Raw genomic sequence first — 16,932 nt, 5'->3', positions numbered from 1 at the left:
AGTGCGCGCAGGTCGAGTGGGTGTCAGCCGGAGACCACAGGGGTGGGAACGATGAACTCCTGAATGCGGGCAGAGCCCGTCACCGTGACAGTCATCAATGTCCTCACCTCCTGCTTCTTCTCGACGCACTGACACCGTGCCCCTCGGGAACGGATGAGCAGCACCATAGCCCCGCCCGGGGGCACGGCACCACCGAATTGAATCCGGACGTCTCCACCCGGCGGCCCGGAGCGACGGCGGGCCCGGCAGACACCCGGGGCGTCAGCGCTTCACGCGGCTGCGTACGGCCAGGAAGGCCAGTCCGAGCAGGGCCGGTTCGACGAGGCGGGCGGTCATCTCGACGTACGTCCCGACGGTGGTCAGGTCCTGCCCGGAGGCCCGGAAGATCACCGAATTGGCCACCACCCTGAGGGACTTCTCGAACCGCGCGGCCGACAGACGCTTCGCGTACGGCCCTTGGGGTGCGGCGGGCTCCGGTTTCCTGGTCGTCAGGGTGATCCGGCGGCCGTCGGTGGTCCCGGCGCTGACCGGGTCCGGATCGGCCCGCGGCAGCCCCCACAGCATCATCGCGAGCACGGTCGCCGTCATCGCGAGGAGCAGCCAGACCAGGGCGCGCACGGCGCGCAGACCGTAGCCGGAGAGTGCCCAGTACAGCCGCAGCAGCATGCGCTCGCCCCGGGGTGCCGCGGCGTCGTGGCGGCGCATCTCCATCTCGCCGTAGTAGAAGTCGGCCGCGCCCGGCTCGTTCCGGCCGTCCTCAAGGGCCTTGCGGAGCTGCCGGTAGACCGGCGCGAGCACGCCGGGGTCCGGTATCCCGACACCCGGTGGCGCGGGCGTCCAGCCGTCGCCGTACCGGCTCGCCCGCCAGTGGTGCTCCTCGGCGAGGGTCCGGCGGCGTATCCGGCGCGGCCCGGGCGGTGGCACCGCCAGGTGGCAGCGGCCTTCGAGCCGCAGCTGGTCCAGGTGCACCGCCTCCGTGAAGAGGCAGCCGGTCAGGTCGACGTCCGCCAGCACCAGGTGCGCGGCGTCCACGCCCTGGACCGAGGTGACGCGCACCCGGTCGTCGGTGAGCCCCGGCTCGGCGATCGCCTGGCCCTCCGGCGAGACGAACCGGCGGGGCCGGCCGACGACGGTCACCGGGAGCTCCAGCACGGCGTCGCTCATGTCCACCCGGGCGTACCGCAGCCGCAGCGCGGCCGTGGACGCCCACCGTGTCCGCCGGCAGCGGACCTCCCGCGCGGCGGCCTCCAGCGTCACCGGGGTCTCGAAGACGGCGTCGGAGAGGTCCACCGTCCCCGGGCAGACCAGCGGGCCGATCCGGGCCGTACGGCGGAAGACCGCCCGTCGGAAGCCCACGCCGGCCTCCAGACGGGCCCCGGAGAACGACAGGTCACCGCTGATCGCGGCGCCGTCGAAGGTGGCCTCCGACGCGAAGTGGGCCTCGGCGAACGGCATGTCCCCGCCGATGTCCGCCCCGTCGAAGCGGGCGCCGCCCCGGTGGAAGTGCGCTCCGTCGAAGCCGGCACGGCCGCTGATCCGGATCCTCGCGAAGTCGGCGCCTTCCTCGAAGACCACGCCGTCGAAGGCGGCTTCCCCCTCGACGACCGCCTCGTCGAAGGAGGCGGCGCCCCGCAGCCGGGCTCCCGAGAAGTAGGCGTCCCCGCACGTCATGCGCCGGAACATCGCACTGCCGCCGACCTCGCGGGCGCAGAACCGCAACGCGCCCCGGATCCGGGCCTCGTAGAACCAGGCGTCACCGCCCACGTCGCTGTCGTCGAGCCACATCTCTCCCTCGATCCGCGCCGCGCCCATGCGGAGATCGCCCCCGGTCCGCACGTCCTGGAGGTACACGCCCCCGCCGAAGACGGCCGAGGCGAAGGAGCAGAAGCCGCCGAAGTCGATCCCCGTCAGTTCCGCGTCCCCGGTGAACCGCACCTCGTCGAACGACGCCTCCCCCACGCGCGCCCGCCCGCTCCCCGGATCCCTGAGCGGTGCGAGGAGCTCGTCGAGCAGGCTCTGGGTGAAGGGGGTGCCCCGGTGGTCGAGGTCGGTGCCGGGGGTCAGCGAGGCCAGATGGGCGGCCCTTTCCGCGCCGTCCAGATGCGCCAGGCAGGCGGTGTGCGCGTTCACCCTCCGTCCCCGGCAGGCCTCACCGGTGTCGAGGTGTCCGCAGTGCGGCCACGCGGAGGTGTCGGTTCCGTTCATCCCAGCTCTCTTCTCATGCCGCCACGACCGTCACGTCCCTCCGGTCGCGCCCCTTCGGCCGGTCGACCAGCGCCTCGACCACCCATCGCCCGGGAGGGACCACCAGTTCCGCCCGGTAGCGGTCGGGCCCGTGCTGCCGGAAGGCGACCGGGTGCCTGTCGTTGCGGCCCGAACGCCACACGAACGTCCGCAGATTGCGCCGGGGCAGGTCGTGCCCGAGCAGCTCGACCACGAACGGGCGGCCGGCGGCGACCACGTCGCCGGGGAAGTACAGGACGATGCCCTCCTCACCGGCGAGCGTGCCGCCGGGCGGGCGTCCCGCGCGGATCGCGAGCATCGCGTCCCGGAGCGCGGGACCGCTCGCCAGGTCCGCGTTCCGGAAGCCGGTCCACAGCATGGGGTCCGTACCGGTCCAGTCCGCGAGGGCCGACCGGCGCGGCACCGTGCCGTCGCCGGGGCCGGGCAGTGCGCCGGAGATCCGTGCCCCGTCGGAGGAGAGGACGAGCGCCTCGGGACTCGGGAAGTCGGCGCTGCCCAGGCAGTGGACGGCGTACGGGAGGGGGCCGGCGCCGCGGTGCTCGTCGCACGCCGAGCGGAACTCCTCCTGGAAGGCCAGCGCCTCACGGACGGCGTCGCCCGGCAGTCCCGGAACCGGGTACCGGCCGTCGGTGACGTGCCGCTCGCGGCTCTTTCCCTCGACCCGCACGGCGGGGTACACCGGCAGCATCTCGACGACGGCCGGGAGGTGGAGCGCCCAGTCGCGCAGCGCCCCGTTCAGCCGGGCGGCCACGTCCGCGCCGGGACCGGCGTCGACGGGGACCGCGTGGCCGGCCAGCAGCCGGGCGGTCTGGACCAGCCCGTGCTGCGGGGTGCCGAGGGTGACCAGGGTCCGTGCGGTCTCCCGGCCCTCCTCCCGTTCCAGATAGTGACGTCCGATCAGACCGCCCGTCGCGTGGCACACCAGGATGACGCGCGGATCGTCGGCGCGGTCCGGGTAGTACGCGTCGACCTCCGCGCGCCACCGTTCGAGCTCGCGCGCCACCCGCTCCTTCAGCTGCCGGGCCACCAGCCGGTGGGACAGCCGCCAGTCGTACCCGAAGGGCACGAACTGCGCGTCGAGCGGGTCGGCGAGGGCGGCGCGGAGATCGGGGTACCCCATGCAGGACAGCAGCCCGGGCACGGAGTCCGGGATCCGCAGCAGTGTGTCGGCGTCGAGCCGGAAGGGGCCTTCGGGCAGGGCGTCCCCCAGTCCCGGAGGGAGGGCCGCCTCCGTGAGCGCCGCGGCCCCCGAGCTCATCAGCCGCTCCCCGCAGCGCGCCCAGACGTCCCGGCCGTCCCGGCACAGCCGGGTCCCCAGGAATCCCGGTACGAACACCACCAGGTCGTGCTCCACTCACCCTCCCCATGTCCCGTCGCCGAAGAACGTGCGCGGCAGCCGGATCAGATCGCAGCGGTCCTCCCCCTGCAGCGCCATCACGAGCCCCTCCGGGTCCCTCGCGGTGCGGACGGCGTGCACGTCGTACCCCCGTGTGGGGATCCCCGGTCCGTCCAGCCATCGCCGGGACCAGACGTCCCAGGCGCGCGAGACCGACCGCGGCATGCAGAGCAACAGCACGGGCCGTTCCACGGGGCCGGCGAACACGAGGGACGTCACGTCGGGGAAGTCCCCCGGCAGCCGCTCCGGGGGGTGCGGGCTCCCCTCGCCGGAGCAGTCCTTGACGTACACGCTGCCGTGGTCCGCCCAGGCCAGCAGCGGCATCGAGGCGTCGTCCTCGTCGTCGTACAGCTCCCCGAGGGCGAGGCAGGAGGGAACGGCCGTGAGCAGGACGCGCTGCTCGACGCCGTGCTCGCCCTCGGTCCAGACCCGCAGCTGGTCGCTCAGATCGCCGGCCATCCAGTACGAACCGTCCCGCAGGACCCTCGTGTCGATCCCGCAGAACCCGCGGTCGGTCCGGATCTCGCGGACCTCGGTCCCGCCGGACGAGACGTCGGCCGGGACCTCGTGGCGCACCAGCCGCCGGCCGTCCGCCACGCTCAGCCGCAGCGTGGCGGCGGCCGGGTCGCCGACCAGGCTCAGCGCGCGGGCCGGCTGTCCGGCGTCCCCGCCGAGCGGGAGGTCACGGTGGGTGACGACCGACAGGCCGCCGTCGAGCCGCCACAGCCGTACGGTCCGGCCGGCCGCGGCGGCCACCGTCCAGCCGTCCGCGGCCCGCACCGCGGCCACCGCCGTCACCGTGCGTCCGTCGTGGCCGAGCTCCACGGCCGGAAGGAGGGCCGGGTCCCCCTGCTTCGGCCGGGAGACCCGTATCCGGTCGTGCCAGGCCCGGCACAGCAGCGGCGGACCGTCCGGCGCGCCGGCGAGGGCGAGGACCGGGCGCTCGTTGCTCGGCCGGCGCTGGGTCCCGTAGCCGGCCTCCAGCGCGGGGACCACGTCCACGACCCGGATGTACGGGCCGTCGGCGACCGCGAGCAGTCCCTGACCGTCCGGTTCGAACGCCATGGCGCCCTCCCGGGGGGCGTCCAGAGCGAGCGTGGCCTCGCGTCCGGGCCGGCCGACGGACCAGATCCGGACGGCCACTTCCTCGTATCCGGCGAGCAGCGTTTCGTCGCCGTACCGCCCGAAGGCCAGGCCGCGCGCGTTCGAGGGGTACGTCTCCGCCTTCTCCACGACCGGCCGGCCGGACCCGGCCTCGCACCGCCAGACGTACACCGCGGTCCCGTCGGCCACGGCGAGGAGGCCCTCCGTGGGCGAGACCGTGAACGCCGCCGCGTCCAGCGCCGGTGCCGCCAGGGTCACGCCGGGATCGGTCCCGGACTCGCGCAGACCCGCGTCACCGTTGCGGGCGCGGTCCACCTCGAACAGTTCCACCCGCTCGTCCCCCGCCGCCAGGACGAACATCCGCGTGCCCAGCGTGAGGGCCGCGAGCTGCCGGACATCCGCCGGACGGACCTCCTTCAGCCGCACGTCCAGGCGCGTGCCGCCCTCCCAGGACCACACCCACACCCGGTCGCCGTCGGCCGCCAGGGCCGCACGCCCGCCGCCCAGTTCGGCCGCCGACAGGGCGCGCACCGTGCCGCCCCACCGGTACTCCCGGTCGGGCGTCCGGGAGCTCCCGCGCCAGAAGTACACGGCCTGGTCGTCGCGGGCGACGGTGGCCCAGCCGGCTCCCGCGCCCAGCTCGCGCACCGCACCGAGCGGGCTTCCGCGCTCGCCGCCGGTCCGGGGCAGCCGGCGGGTCAGCAGCCGGGCGCCCGAACGGGGGTCCAGGACGTGGATCTCCCCCAGCCCGCCGGCGGTCAGGGTGTCCGTGCGGGTCAGCCCCGCCGCCCCCGTGCCGGCGCGCCAGCTCAGCGCCCGCGCACCGCCCGGAGGCGCCGCGCGTCGCCACTCCGGGGGGTCCGGCGGGACGTCGGTCCAGTACTCCTGCCAGGGCAGGAAGCCCTCGGAGCGCCGCAGCGTCCGGTACGTCGCGTCGCGGTGGCTGACGAAGGCGGCGGCGCTGAGCAGGGCCTTGCGCTCCAGCAGGACCGACGGCGGCAGCGGGCCGGAGACGCGGGGGAACGCGTTCGCGACCCTGCCGTACAGCGCGGCGCCGTCGCAGTCGCGGGCCAGGCCCGCCGCGAGCGGCAGCATGACATCGGGGTTCGTGCGCAGCAGGAACCCCGCGTCCTCGAAGAGCTCCCGAAGGGCGTCCGGCCCCACCTGGGCGGCGTGGGCGCCCAGGTATTCGAGGGTGTACGCGTCGGCGCGCGCCCAGTCGCCGCCGGCCCGGGCGCGCAGCGCGTCCAGCACCCTGCGGTGCGCCTCCCGTGCGGTCAGTCCGGCGTCGGAGAGGAAGAACTCGCCGTAACTCGGATGGGCCAGCTGATAGCGGATCCGTCCCGCCGTCCGGCGCCCGCCGTCCTTCTGGGTGGCGACGATGCCGCCGTCGGCGCTCCGGCACACCTGGCGCAGGTCCTCCGGTGTGAGCTCCGGTGAGCCGGCGTCGCGCAGTCCGTCGGCGAGCGTCAGCCAGGCCGCGTCCGGAGTCAGCCCGGGGCCCTGGATCACGGCGAGCGCCCGCAGCACCTCGTGGGCCCGCCGTCCGCCGGGCTGCTCGCCGAGGTGGCGCGTCTCCTCCGCCAGGCGGGTGCGCAGGTCCATGCCGCCGTCACGGGGCCAGGCGAGCAGTTCGGCCTCGGCGGCGACCGTGGTCCGCCGGGCGAGCCCGGTCGCGGCCAGCCGGGCCACCAGGAAAGAGCCGTGGCTCTGCCCCGCGACGAGTTCCGCCGTCCACTCGCGGTCCTCCCGCCGCGCCTCGCCCCGGTACGGGGAACGCTCGGTGTCCAGGACGGACAGCATCATGCCGGTGATGCTCGCGCGCGCCTCGTCGTCGTCCCCGAGGACCACGGGTTCGACGCTGAGCTCCAGGGTGTCCAGGAGCGACTCCTCCTCCGCGGGCGCGGTGCTGCGCCGGCGGGGCTGGGTCCGGGTGCCGACGATCACCCGGACGCCGGGCGTGCTCGCCAGGGGACCGAGGACGTGCCGGGCGATCGCGTGCGCCTGGTCCGGGAGGGCCTCGTCGAGCGCGTCGAAGACCAGGTTCACCGAACCCGCCCGGCCGACGAGCTCCTTGAAGGCGTCGGTGAACCTCTCCGACGTCACCGGCTCGTCCGGCAGCGGCGGCGCCCCGTCGATGTCCGCCAGCACCTCCCGCAGATGTGCGGCCAGCGAGTGGGCGGACTGGCCCCGGCAGCTCAGCGCCGCGTGCACGGACCCCGCCCGGGGCAGCGTCGCGGGGTCGAGGTCCTGGCCGAGGGTCTCCCGCCAGCTCGGAAGGGAGGTGAGCGCCAGCCGGCCGAGCAGCGCCGTCTTCCCCGTGCCCGCCAGGCCCGTCACCGCGAGCAGACCCTTCGGGTGGGTGTCCATCCAGCGCACGATCCGGCTCAGCGCGTCCCGCCGGCCCGCGAAGTGGCGGCTGAGATGGCTGTCGTCCTCGAGACCGAACTGCTCGGCCTCGATCCAGGGCTTCCGCCGCGAGAGCACGGCCGGCGTGTACACGGGCGGGTCGGACTGGTGGTAGTGGGGGTTGTCGAGGAAGTCGTTGGGGAGCGCCCGGACCTCGCGGCAGTCCGGTCGCTGCGCGGGTTCGTCGAGACCGTCGTCCGCGGCCCGCGCGTCCACGGCGCGGCAGAGGTAGGGCAGCGGCAGATACAGCGCGGACGGCTCGAACGGGCGGGCCTGGTCGTCCGCCACGAAGTCCGGCTTCGCCAGGGCCTCCTCCAGCCAGGTCACCCAGCGCCCCGCCGGCACCTGCGCGTCCGCCCCCGAGGTGCCGATGACGGCGAAGCCCTTGCGCCGGGTCTCGCGTGCCCGGACCACCGCGGGGTCCCGCTCCAGGTCCACGGCGTGCCGCACGGCCTCGCCCAGGGAGTTGTAGCTCTGCGAGGAGCAGGCGTCGATGACGAGCAGGGTGTCCGTCTCGTGCTCCGGCCGCAGCAGCGTCCCCACCAGCTCGACGAGGGAGACGGCCCGGGCGGGGTCGAACTCTCCCGACTGCCAGGAGTCGGCGCAGGCCAGGAAGTAGCCCTCGTCGCCGCGCTGGACGCCGTGCCCCGTCCAGTAGAGGGTCTTCCGCCGGGCGCCGTCCGCCAGGAACTCCTCGATTCCTGACCACAGTTGCTGCCGGGTCGCCCCGCCCCTGTCGACCCGGAGGGTCTCCCCGAAGCCCAGCCCCTCCCGCATCGTCTCCGTGAAGCGGTCGCGGACCTCGGTCAGCTGCGGGCGCCCCAGCCTCCGCCGCTCCGCCGGATCCGGGTGGAGGTACTCCGGTACGGCGACGGTGCCCACCAGGGAAGAGGACCGCCGCTCGGCCTTCAGCAAGGACAGCCGCCCGTGCGGACTGTTTCGTACCATGAGACCGGCAGCACCCCCCCGAGTGTCCATCACGCCTTATTCAACAGTGGAGTTGGCGATGCGCGACAGGTTCACGGTAGTCGGCCGGGCAACTGGCTGTCATCTCTTCGAGGGGGACGGGACCCGGCCCATCGACGAGGAGAACGTCCACGTCAAGCACACTCCGAAGCGGGTGCAGTTCCCCGAGGAGATCGCCGCCTGGCGGCGGTCCATCGAGGCGGAGGAGGAGCGCAAGGAGGCCGGCGGGCTGCCGCACCGGTGGAACAACGCGCGCTTCGCGGTCGAGCGGGTCGTCGTCACCCGTACGCATCTGTCCGAGGAGCCCGTGGTGTCCCTCGCCCTGCGGGACGCCGACTACTTCGACTTCCTCACCACCTCGCTCAACCTGGACAGCCGGCCGCAGCGCAACGGCCTCACGCTGCGCCAGCAGTACCTGGACGGCAGGGATCCGGTCGACGCGCCCTCGTGGATGAGCTGCAGCTTCGGCGTCAACGTGGCCCTGGAGACCGGCAAGGACGGCAAGATGCTGTTCTCCCGGCGCAGCGCCCAGGTCGCCGGGCCGAACAGCGCGCGGTGGAACTCCTCCGCCAACGAGGGCCTGGCCAGGCAGCACGACCTGCCCCGGGACGGCAGCCCGATCAGCCTGCACGCGGTGGCGCGCCGCGCCCTCTTCGAGGAGCTCGCCGTGCACGACGAGGACGACGTCCGGGTGGAACTGCTCGGGTTCGGGCTCGACCTGGTCAACCACCAGTGGGCGGCGTTCTTCCGCGCGGTGGCACCCGGGCTCGACGAGCCGGCGCTGCGCCTGCGCTGGACGCGGGGCGTCACCGACAAGTGGGAGCACGACCGTTTCGCGTTCGTGGACGCGGACCCGGAGGCGGTGCTCGGCTTCCTCGCGGACGAGCCGGAGGAGCGGTGGACGCCCTGCGCGCCGGCCCTCTTCTACCTCGCCCTGGTGCGCGGGGCGGTGGAGCGCGCCGGCGGTGACGCGGCCGGCCGGGCCGCCGTCGAGCGCGCCGAGCGGAAGGTCCTGGCGGACCGCGGTCTGTGAGCCGAGGGGGCCTGGACGGGGCTCGGCTTCGTTCGGGCCGCGGCTTCGTTCGGGCCGGGACGGGGCTCGGCTTCGTTCAGGCCGGGACGGGGCTCGGCTTCGTTCGGGCCTCGGCTTCGTTCAGGCCGTGGCGAGCAGGGACACCAGGACCGTCGTGAGCACCACGGTGACCAGCAGGGCGGGGGTGCCGGGGGGCGGGGACCAGAGGCGCGGGGCGGGGGCCGGGTCCCCGGCGGCGGCGCGGGCGCGGGCCAGTGCGGCGGCCGGCGGGTCCTGGGGCAGGTCGACCAGCCAGGGGCGGCGGGGGTCGTGACGGACGAGCGCCGCGCGGTGGACGCGGACGTCCTGGAGGTCTAGGGGGTGCTCGACCTCGATCCGGTACGGGGCTCCCCGCTCGGGCCGGACGGTCAGGTCGAAGACGAAGGCGGTCCCCCGGGTGGTGAGGGCGTTCAGGAGGGCGGGCGCGTGCGCGGCCCGCCCCGTGGGGACGGGTCCTCCGGCCACCCCGGGGCGGTGGCTGAGCCGCGCCCGGCCGAGGGCGACGAGCAGCGCCACGGTGCCGTTGAGCCCCAGCATCATGATCCAGCGGGGCCCGTCGAGGGCGGCGAGGACGAACCCGGTGGCGGCGAGGGTCCCCGGGACGGCGGCGAGCAGGGTGGCCGGTGCGACGAGCAGGCGCAGCAGGGCGGGGAGCGCGAGGCGGCCGCGCGGGCGCGGACGCTCGTCCCGCTCCTCGGCGGGACCGCGGCGCACCGCCCGGACCGCGCCCGTCATGACGAGGGCGACGCCGAGCGCGGCGAGGCCGTACGCGGCGAGGAGCGCGTGGTCGTCCTCCCGGCGCACGAGGAGCCCGAAGGCGCCGAGGAGCGCGGCGACACCCGCACCGGCGATGCCCAGGCGGGGCGCGGCGAGCACGGTCGCGAGGACCGCCGAGACCACCGCGAAGGGGATCGCCGGGCCCGCGAGGTCGTTCGTGCCGCAGCCCTCGGAGTCGCAGTCCCAGCGCACGCCCGAGTTCTCGGTGGCGTACACGTGGAAGAGGTACCAGGTCTGCCAGAACAGCAGGACGGCCGCCGCGGCCCAGGGCCAGGACGTCCGTCCGTACGCGCGCGTGCTCATGGCCCGACCGTAGCCGCAGGGGCGGGCGGTACGGGAGGGGGCCGGGTCCCGCGTCCGATTCGTACAAGACCGGCCGCGGACCCCGTGCCTACCGTGCGGTCATGGACACAGCACCGCGCATCACGCCCCGTTTCGACCTCGTCGGCCTCGTCGTCTCGGACATGGCCGCCTCGCTCGCGTTCTACCGGCGCCTCGGTCTGGACGTCCCGGCCGGGGCGGAGTCCGCCCCGCACGTGGAGGCGGCGCTGCCCGGCGGGCTGCGGATCGCCTGGGACACGGAGGACGTCGTCCGCTCCTTCGATCCGTCCTGGACGCGCCCCGCGGGCGGGAACCGGGTGGAGCTCGCGTTCCGGTGCGGGTCGCCCGCGGACGTGGACGCCGTGTACGAGGAGCTGACGGCCGCCGGGTACCGGGGGCACCTGAAGCCCTGGGACGCCGTGTGGGGGCAGCGTTACGCGGTGGTGCTCGACCCGGACGGCAGCGGCGTCTCGCTCTTCGCACCCAGGGAGGCCGTGTAGGCGCCGAGCGTGGTCCCGGCCAGGGCCCGGGTCTCCCGGGCGAGGTGGGCCTGGTCGGCGCAGCCCGCGCGCAGCGCGGCCTCCGCGTAGGGCACGCCGGCCCGGACCAGGGTGAGCGCGCGCTGGAGGCGCAGCACGCGGGCGAGGGTCTTGGGGCCGTAGCCGAAGGCGTCCAGGGAGCGGCGGTGCAGTCGGCGGACGCCGAGCCCGACCGCCTCGGCCGTCTCGGCGACCGGCCGGCCCGCGTCGAGGCGCGCCACGACGGCCCGCAGCAGCGGATCGGGCTCCGGGGTCGCGGCGGCGCGGCGCAGGACGAGCTCCTCCAGGGCGGCGGCGGGGTCGGGGGCCTCCGTGATCCGCTCGCCGAGCCGTCGCGCCTCCGCGTCGCCCCACAGCGCGCCGAGGGCGACGCGGCGGTCGCGGAGCTCATGGGCGGGGACGCCGAAGAAGGCGGGAGCGTCGCCGGGGGCGAAGCGGACGCCCGCGTACCGAGCGGCGAATTCACCCGGCAGGAACGCGTGTGTGTCAGGTCCGGCGACGAGGAGGGCGCCGTCGGCCCAGATCAGGTCCATGCAGCCGTCGGGCAGCACGGGCCGCTCCGCGGCGGGTCCCGCGACGGCGGTCCGGGACCACAGCACGGCTCCGTCGAGCAGGGCGGGGCGCTCCTCGTACACCCTTCGAGCCTACGGCGGGCTCAGTCCTTCTCCCAGCCCGAGTGGAGGCGGGACTTCACGTCGTCCGGCGGGAGGAACCTGGACCAGCGCTCGGGGAACTCGGACGGCATGTCCGGGTCGTCCTCGTCGACGTCCTCCGCCTCGGCCCGCACACGGGCGACGAGTTCGGCGGCCTGGACGGCGCGGGCCCGTTCGTTGGCCTCGCGGGCGGCGGCGGTGGCGACCGAGGGCCAGACGCGGTCGATGGCGGCGTTCACGGCGGCGCCGACGAGGACCGCGAAGGCCGAGATGCCGATCCAGAGGAGGACGGCGATGGGGGCGGCGAGCGAGCCGTAGATGGTCGGTCCCTCGACCTGGCTGGTGAGGTAGATCCGCAGCAGGAAGCTGCCGAGGACCCACATCGCGAGGGCGACGAGGGCGCCGGGGATGTCCTCGATCCACGGCGATCTGACGGGCACGGACACGTGGTAGAGGGTGGTGAGGAAGGCGACCGAGAGCAGGATGACGGCCGGCCAGTAGAGGACGGCGACGACCTCGGTGCCCCAGGGGACGAGTTCGACGACCCGGTCGGGGCCGACGACCGCGAGCGGCAGCACGACGGCGCCGATGAGCAGCGCCACGATGTAGAGCAGCAGGGCGAGGAGCCGGGTCTTGACGATGCCCCGGTGTCCGTCGAGTCCGTACATGACGGTGATGGTGTCGATGAAGACGTTCACCGCGCGCGATCCCGACCAGAGGGCGATGGCGAAGCCGAGGGAGATCAGCTCGGGCCGTTTGCCCTGGGTGATGTCGTCGAGGAGGGGTTCGGCGATCTCGTGGACGCCACGGTCGGAGAGGACCGTGCCGGCCGCGTGGAGGATGTTCTCCCGGATGCTGGCGACGGTGTCGGTGTTGGTCCAGTCGTCGGCGTAGCCGAGGACGGCGATCAGGCCGAGCAGCAGGGGCGGCAGGGAGAGCAGGGTGAAGAACGCCGCCTCGGCGGCGAGGCCGAGGATCCGGTACTCGATGCACGAGTTGACGGTGTCCTTGAGGAGCAGCCAGACCATCTTCCGCTTCGAGACGTTGCGGTAGAGGACGCGTGCCCGGTGGAGCCTGCTCCAGGGCCGACGCTCGGGCCGATCGGGTGTTTCTCTTGCTGCCTGCACCTGCTTACCGTATCGGCATGGCAGCGAGCACCCACACCGTGACCAACCAGGCTCCACCCCTGGTGGGGTACGACGTCTTCAGGAGCGACCGGGCGCTGGCGGAGGCGGTCGACCGGCACCTCGGACCGGACCTCCTGGCGGAGGTGCGCGAGGAGCTGTCCCTGCTCGGCCGGGCGACCGGTTCGGAGCAGGTACGGGAGTGGGGCGAGCAGGCGAACGCGCATCCGCCGCGGCTGCGGACCCACGACCGGTACGGGCACCGGATCGACGAGGTCGCGTTCCATCCGGCCTGGCACCGGCTGCTCGGGCGGTCCGTGTCGGCGGGGCTGACGCACGCGTGGGGCCGTCCGGGGGGTCACGTGCGGCGCGCGGCCGGGTTCCTGGTGGCGTCGCAGGCGGAGGCGGGGCACGGCTGCCCGGTGTCGATGACGCACGCGGCGGTGCCCGCGCTGCGCGCCGAGCCGGAGCTCGCGGCGGTCTGGGAGCCGGCGGCGCTCTCGCACGTGTACGAGCGGGAGCTGCGGCCGGTCGCGGAGAAGCCCGGGGTGCTGCTGGGCATGGCGATGACGGAGAAGCAGGGCGGCAGCGACGTCAGGGCGAACACGACGGAGGCCCGTCCCCTGGCGGCGGACGGGGAGTACGTCCTGACGGGGCACAAGTGGTTCTGCTCGGCGCCCATGTCGGACGCCTTCCTGGTCCTCGCGCAGGCCCCGGCGGGGCTGACCTGCTTCCTGGTGCCGCGGGTGCTCGCGGACGGCTCGCGCAACGCCTTCGCGCTCCAGCGGCTCAAGGACAAGCTGGGCAACCGGTCGAACGCCTCCGCCGAGGTGGAGTTCGACGGGACGACGTGGGCGCGCCGGGTCGGCGAGGAGGGGCGCGGGCTGCGGACGATCATGGGCATGGTCGCGGCGACGCGGCTCGACTGCGCGCTGGGGTCGGCGGCGCTGATGCGGCAGGCGGTGGCGCAGGCCGTGCACCACGCCTCGTACCGCTCGGCCTTCGGCGGGCCGCTCGTCGAGAAGCCCCTGATGCGGAACGTCCTGGCCGACCTGGCCCTGGAGTCGGAGGCGGCGACGGTCCTGGCCATGCGTCTCGCTTCGGCGTACGACGCCGGCACCCCGCGGGAGTCCGCCCTGCTGCGGATCGCGGTCCCGGCGGCGAAGTACTGGGTGACGAAGCGCTGCGTGCCGGTGGTGGCGGAGGCGCTCGAATGCCTGGGCGGCAACGGGTACGTCGAGGAGTCGGGGATGCCCCGGCTGCTGCGGGAGTCGCCGCTCAACTCGGTCTGGGAGGGCTCGGGGAACGTGCAGGCGCTGGACGTGGTGCGGGCGCTGCGGACCGAGCCCGCGGCGCTCGACGCGCTGCTCCGCGAGGTGGGCGAGGCGCGGGGCGCCGACCACCGGCTGGACCGGGCGATCCGGGACCTGCTCGGCGAACTCGCGGACCTGGAGGGCGTGGAGGCGCGGGCGCGGCGGCTGACGGAGCGGCTCGCACGGGTGCTCCAGGGTGCGCTGCTCGTGCGATGGGCTCCGCCGGAGGTGGCGGACGCGTTCTGCGCGGCGCGGCTCGGCGGGGACGCCGGTGCGGCCTTCGGGACGCTGCCGCACACGCTGGACCTGCGGGCCCTTGTGGAGCGGGCCCGGGTCGAGGTGTGACCGGCCGCCGCGAAGTGGTCCGCGCGTACCAGGGGTGGGCCTGAGGGGTGTGCGTGTCGGTCAGGCCGGCACGCGCGGAAAAGCGGGGGTGGTGCTGCGCCGACACGGCACCACCCGCCGCTCGCACCACCCTCACGCAGGAGACGGTCGATCGCCAGAGTTGCAAAGGGTTGCAGGATTACCCGAACCGGGCCTCGCCGGGCGGTCCCGGACGGCACGATGGGCACCGACACTCCGGACATCTGCCCTGTGCAGAACCGATACAGCACCCCGGGGTGGCTGGGAGAGACCGATGAAGAACACGCAGCTCGACATGAAGCGGCTGGCCGCCATGGACGCCGCTCAGGCCACCCGGCTGCTGCATCGGGTGCGCGAGGAGACCCTGGCGGGCCGCAGGCCCCCCATCGCGCCCCGCCCGGTGATCGACGCGTCCTGGCAGCGGATGGCCCGCCTCGGCCTCGACCCGGACCAGGGCACGAGCACCGTGCTGCTCCAGCGCGACGAGCTGGAGCAGCGGCGCAGGACCACGCTGCTCGCCGAGGTGATGCAGACGCTGAGCGGCGGGCTCGCCGGCATCGCCGACGCCTCCCTCCAGATCATGGTGGTCACCGACGAGCACGGCCGGATCCTGTGGCGGCAGGGGAACACGGCCGTGCTCCGGCAGGCGAACGGGATCTGCCTGGAGGAGGGCGCGGCCTGGACCGAGCACGCCACCGGGACGAACGCGGTGGGCACCGCGCTCGCCATGGGCCGGGCCGTACAGGTGCACTCCGCCGAGCACTACGTGCAGGCCCTGCACAACTGGACCTGCGCGGCCGCGCCCGTGCACGACCCCCGCGACCAGCGGCTCCTGGGGATCCTGGACGTCAGCGGACCCGCGTCCAGCTTCCACCCGGCGATGCTGGCGCTGGTCGGCTCGGTGGCGCAGCTCGCCGAGGCCGAGATGCGCGACCGGCACCGGCGCTCGGTCGAGCGGCTGCGGGCGGTGGCGGCGCCGATCCTGTGCCGGGTGGGCGGCCGGGCCGTCGCGGTGGACGCGCACGGCTGGACGGCGGCGGTCACCGGACTCGCGCCGGTGGACCGGATCCCGCTGCCCAAGTCCTTCCGGGCCGGGCGGGTCTGGCTGCCCTCGCTGGGCGTGTGCGCGGTGGAACCGCTGCCGGGGGGCTGGCTGCTGCGCGTCGAGGAGGAGGCGCGCGCCGAGGAGCCGGGCGCCCAGGAGGCGAGCCGGGTGGTGCTGGACCTGAGCCGGCCGCGCCGCTGGACGGTGGCCGTCTCGGGGGTCGCGGGGAGCTGGCAGCAGGAGCTGAGCCCCCGGCACGCGGAGCTCCTCTACGTCCTGGCCCTGCACCGCGACGGGCGGACGGCGGCGGAGCTGGCGGGCGACGTGTTCGGGGACCGCACCCGGACGGTGACCGTCCGGGCGGAGATGTCCCGGGTGCGGCGGAACCTGGCCGGGGTCCTCGCCCATCGCCCGTACCGCTTCCGCGAGGAGGTCGCGGTGGAGGTCCTGCGCCCCGAGCACCCGGAGGACCTGCTGCCCCACTCCACCGCGCCCGCCGTCCGCGCCGCGCACCGCCGTCCCGGGACGGTCCCGCGTCCGTGAGGGGGCGCGGGGCCGGGGCGCGGGCGGCCTCGCGCCCCGGCCCGGGCCGGGTCGTGGCCGGCCCACCGTGTCCGTATGCCGGACAGCCCGTCCGCCGGGCCGGAACAGGGTGGGAATCCGGCGCTCCGCATGATGCGATGGCCCCATGAGCATCACTCTCACCACCTGGTCCCTCGAACAGACCTCGCCGTCCGATCTCCGCCCCTCGCCGGCCCCCGCCGGCGGCGACATCACGATCGCGCGTGCCGAGGTGCCCTCGCCGGAGTACAGCCGCTTCCTCTACACGGCGGTCGGCGGCGACATCCGCTGGAACGACCGCCTGCCGCTCTCGTACAAGCAGTGGCAGGAGATCGTCGAGAAGCCGGGGGCCGAGATCTGGGTGGCGTACGACCGGGGGACGCCGGCCGGATACGTGGAGCTCGACCCGCAGCCCGACGGTGTCGTCGAGATCGTCTACTTCGGTCTGATACCCGCCTTCCGCGGCCGGCGGATCGGCGGCCACCTCCTCTCCTTCGGCACCGCGCGCGCGTGGGACCTGGCCGAGCGCTGGCCGGACCGGGAGGCGACCCGGCGCGTCTGGCTGCACACCTGCTCGCTCGACGGCCCGCACGCGATGGACAACTACGAGCGGCGCGGCTTCCGCCTCTTCGACACCAAGGTGGAGGAGGTCGAGGAGTCGGAGACCCCCGGCCCCTGGCCCGGTGCCCACGCCTGAGCCGGGCGCCCGGCACGGCGAAGGGGCCCCGACCGGGGCCCCTTTCGCGTGACCTGGAGCACACTGTCTCGCAGATCGAGACATCTATGTCCAAATACCGGACGATGCTGGACTGGGTCCAAAGTCCCGTGACACGCTTCCGTCATGTCTGGAACTGGAATTGCCTTGGTGAGTCGGCGGCACGTCGACCTCGGCCGCATGTCCAGCGCCATCTGTTCGGCGCGCTGAGAGAACCAGCACCGCCGCGATCTCCTTTCCACCCGACTCTGCCCCATCCTGCTGCGCACTGACGCGCCACCCTCTGACCTGAGCGCGAGTGTGCAGGTCAGAGCCGCCCTCTCGCAGTCC

The 16,932-nt window shown here is 74.6% G+C and carries 12 protein-coding genes; 6 read left to right on the top strand and 6 right to left on the bottom strand.

Annotation, left to right across the window (positions count from 1 at the left end):
- Window positions 1–261: 261 nt before the first annotated feature.
- The 3 genes from ABTY59_RS12235 to ABTY59_RS12225 are packed head-to-tail and all read right to left on the bottom strand — an operon-like array spanning window position 262 to window position 8,101.
- Window positions 262–2,205, bottom strand: coding sequence for a pentapeptide repeat-containing protein (locus tag ABTY59_RS12235; protein ID WP_352018828.1), 1,944 nt, complete (start codon window positions 2,203–2,205; stop codon window positions 262–264).
- 13 nt (window positions 2,206–2,218) lie between these two features.
- Window positions 2,219–3,598 carry a hypothetical protein gene (locus ABTY59_RS12230; RefSeq protein ID WP_352018827.1) on the bottom strand — a complete coding sequence of 460 codons (1,380 nt, stop codon included), beginning with the start codon at window positions 3,596–3,598 and terminating at the stop codon, window positions 2,219–2,221.
- Window positions 3,599–8,101 (bottom strand): AAA family ATPase, encoded by a 4,503-nt coding sequence (locus tag ABTY59_RS12225; protein ID WP_352018826.1) that lies wholly within the window; start codon window positions 8,099–8,101, stop codon window positions 3,599–3,601.
- Window positions 8,102–8,159: 58 nt separating this feature from the next.
- Here ABTY59_RS12225 and ABTY59_RS12220 point away from each other — a divergent pair, with 58 nt between their 5' ends.
- Entirely contained in the window at window positions 8,160–9,152 is a 993-nt protein-coding gene (locus ABTY59_RS12220) for a translation initiation factor 2 (RefSeq protein WP_352018825.1), read from the top strand.
- Between the two features lie 120 nt (window positions 9,153–9,272).
- Here ABTY59_RS12220 and ABTY59_RS12215 read toward each other — a convergent pair whose 3' ends face one another.
- Complete coding sequence (locus tag ABTY59_RS12215) at window positions 9,273–10,271, bottom strand: hypothetical protein (protein ID WP_352018824.1); 999 nt, start codon at window positions 10,269–10,271, stop codon at window positions 9,273–9,275.
- 101 nt (window positions 10,272–10,372) lie between these two features.
- On the opposite strand from ABTY59_RS12215, the gene ABTY59_RS12210 reads away from it, so the two are divergent.
- The gene (locus ABTY59_RS12210) at window positions 10,373–10,789 is read left to right on the top strand and encodes a VOC family protein (protein ID WP_352018823.1); all 417 of its coding nucleotides are present in this window, start codon (window positions 10,373–10,375) and stop codon (window positions 10,787–10,789) included.
- On the opposite strand, the gene ABTY59_RS12205 is transcribed toward ABTY59_RS12210, so the two are convergent.
- Both ABTY59_RS12205 and ABTY59_RS12200 read right to left on the bottom strand, forming a co-directional pair.
- Complete coding sequence (locus ABTY59_RS12205; RefSeq protein WP_352018822.1) at window positions 10,723–11,463, bottom strand: DUF6597 domain-containing transcriptional factor; 741 nt, start codon at window positions 11,461–11,463, stop codon at window positions 10,723–10,725. The genes ABTY59_RS12210 and ABTY59_RS12205 overlap by 67 nt on opposite strands.
- A gap of 20 nt (window positions 11,464–11,483) precedes the next feature.
- Window positions 11,484–12,608, bottom strand: coding sequence for a YihY/virulence factor BrkB family protein (locus tag ABTY59_RS12200; protein ID WP_352018821.1), 1,125 nt, complete (start codon window positions 12,606–12,608; stop codon window positions 11,484–11,486).
- Window positions 12,609–12,625: 17 nt separating this feature from the next.
- Here ABTY59_RS12200 and ABTY59_RS12195 point away from each other — a divergent pair, with 17 nt between their 5' ends.
- The 4 genes from ABTY59_RS12195 (at window position 12,626) to ABTY59_RS12180 (ending at window position 16,812) form a co-directional block, all read left to right on the top strand.
- Window positions 12,626–14,263, top strand: coding sequence for an acyl-CoA dehydrogenase family protein (locus ABTY59_RS12195; protein ID WP_352018820.1), 1,638 nt, complete (start codon window positions 12,626–12,628; stop codon window positions 14,261–14,263).
- Window positions 14,264–14,555: 292 nt separating this feature from the next.
- The gene (locus ABTY59_RS12190) at window positions 14,556–15,869 is read left to right on the top strand and encodes a GAF domain-containing protein (RefSeq protein WP_352018819.1); all 1,314 of its coding nucleotides are present in this window, start codon (window positions 14,556–14,558) and stop codon (window positions 15,867–15,869) included.
- A gap of 145 nt (window positions 15,870–16,014) precedes the next feature.
- Window positions 16,015–16,584, top strand: a complete 570-nt coding sequence (locus ABTY59_RS12185; RefSeq protein WP_352018818.1) for a GNAT family N-acetyltransferase — start codon at window positions 16,015–16,017, stop codon at window positions 16,582–16,584.
- Window positions 16,585–16,728: 144 nt separating this feature from the next.
- Window positions 16,729–16,812 (top strand): putative leader peptide, encoded by an 84-nt coding sequence (locus ABTY59_RS12180; protein ID WP_351188065.1) that lies wholly within the window; start codon window positions 16,729–16,731, stop codon window positions 16,810–16,812.
- Window positions 16,813–16,932 lie beyond the last annotated feature (120 nt).

It is taken from the genome of Streptomyces sp. NPDC096079, from assembly GCF_040303145.1.
Taxonomy (GTDB): domain Bacteria; phylum Actinomycetota; class Actinomycetes; order Streptomycetales; family Streptomycetaceae; genus Streptomyces.
Note: the sequence above shows the minus strand (reverse complement) of the source record. Positions and strands in the feature narration are given on the sequence as shown.

Coding starts and splice junctions, on each gene's coding strand:
- ABTY59_RS12225 (WP_352018826.1), bottom strand. CDS start 8,101: ATGGTACGAAACAGTCCGCACGGGCGGCTGTCCTTGCTGAAGGCCGAG.
- ABTY59_RS12190 (WP_352018819.1), top strand. CDS start 14,556: ATGAAGAACACGCAGCTCGACATGAAGCGGCTGGCCGCCATGGACGCC.
- ABTY59_RS12180 (WP_351188065.1), top strand. CDS start 16,729: ATGTCTGGAACTGGAATTGCCTTGGTGAGTCGGCGGCACGTCGACCTC.
- ABTY59_RS12185 (WP_352018818.1), top strand. CDS start 16,015: ATGAGCATCACTCTCACCACCTGGTCCCTCGAACAGACCTCGCCGTCC.
- ABTY59_RS12210 (WP_352018823.1), top strand. CDS start 10,373: ATGGACACAGCACCGCGCATCACGCCCCGTTTCGACCTCGTCGGCCTC.
- ABTY59_RS12235 (WP_352018828.1), bottom strand. CDS start 2,205: ATGAACGGAACCGACACCTCCGCGTGGCCGCACTGCGGACACCTCGAC.
- ABTY59_RS12215 (WP_352018824.1), bottom strand. CDS start 10,271: ATGAGCACGCGCGCGTACGGACGGACGTCCTGGCCCTGGGCCGCGGCG.
- ABTY59_RS12220 (WP_352018825.1), top strand. CDS start 8,160: ATGCGCGACAGGTTCACGGTAGTCGGCCGGGCAACTGGCTGTCATCTC.
- ABTY59_RS12195 (WP_352018820.1), top strand. CDS start 12,626: ATGGCAGCGAGCACCCACACCGTGACCAACCAGGCTCCACCCCTGGTG.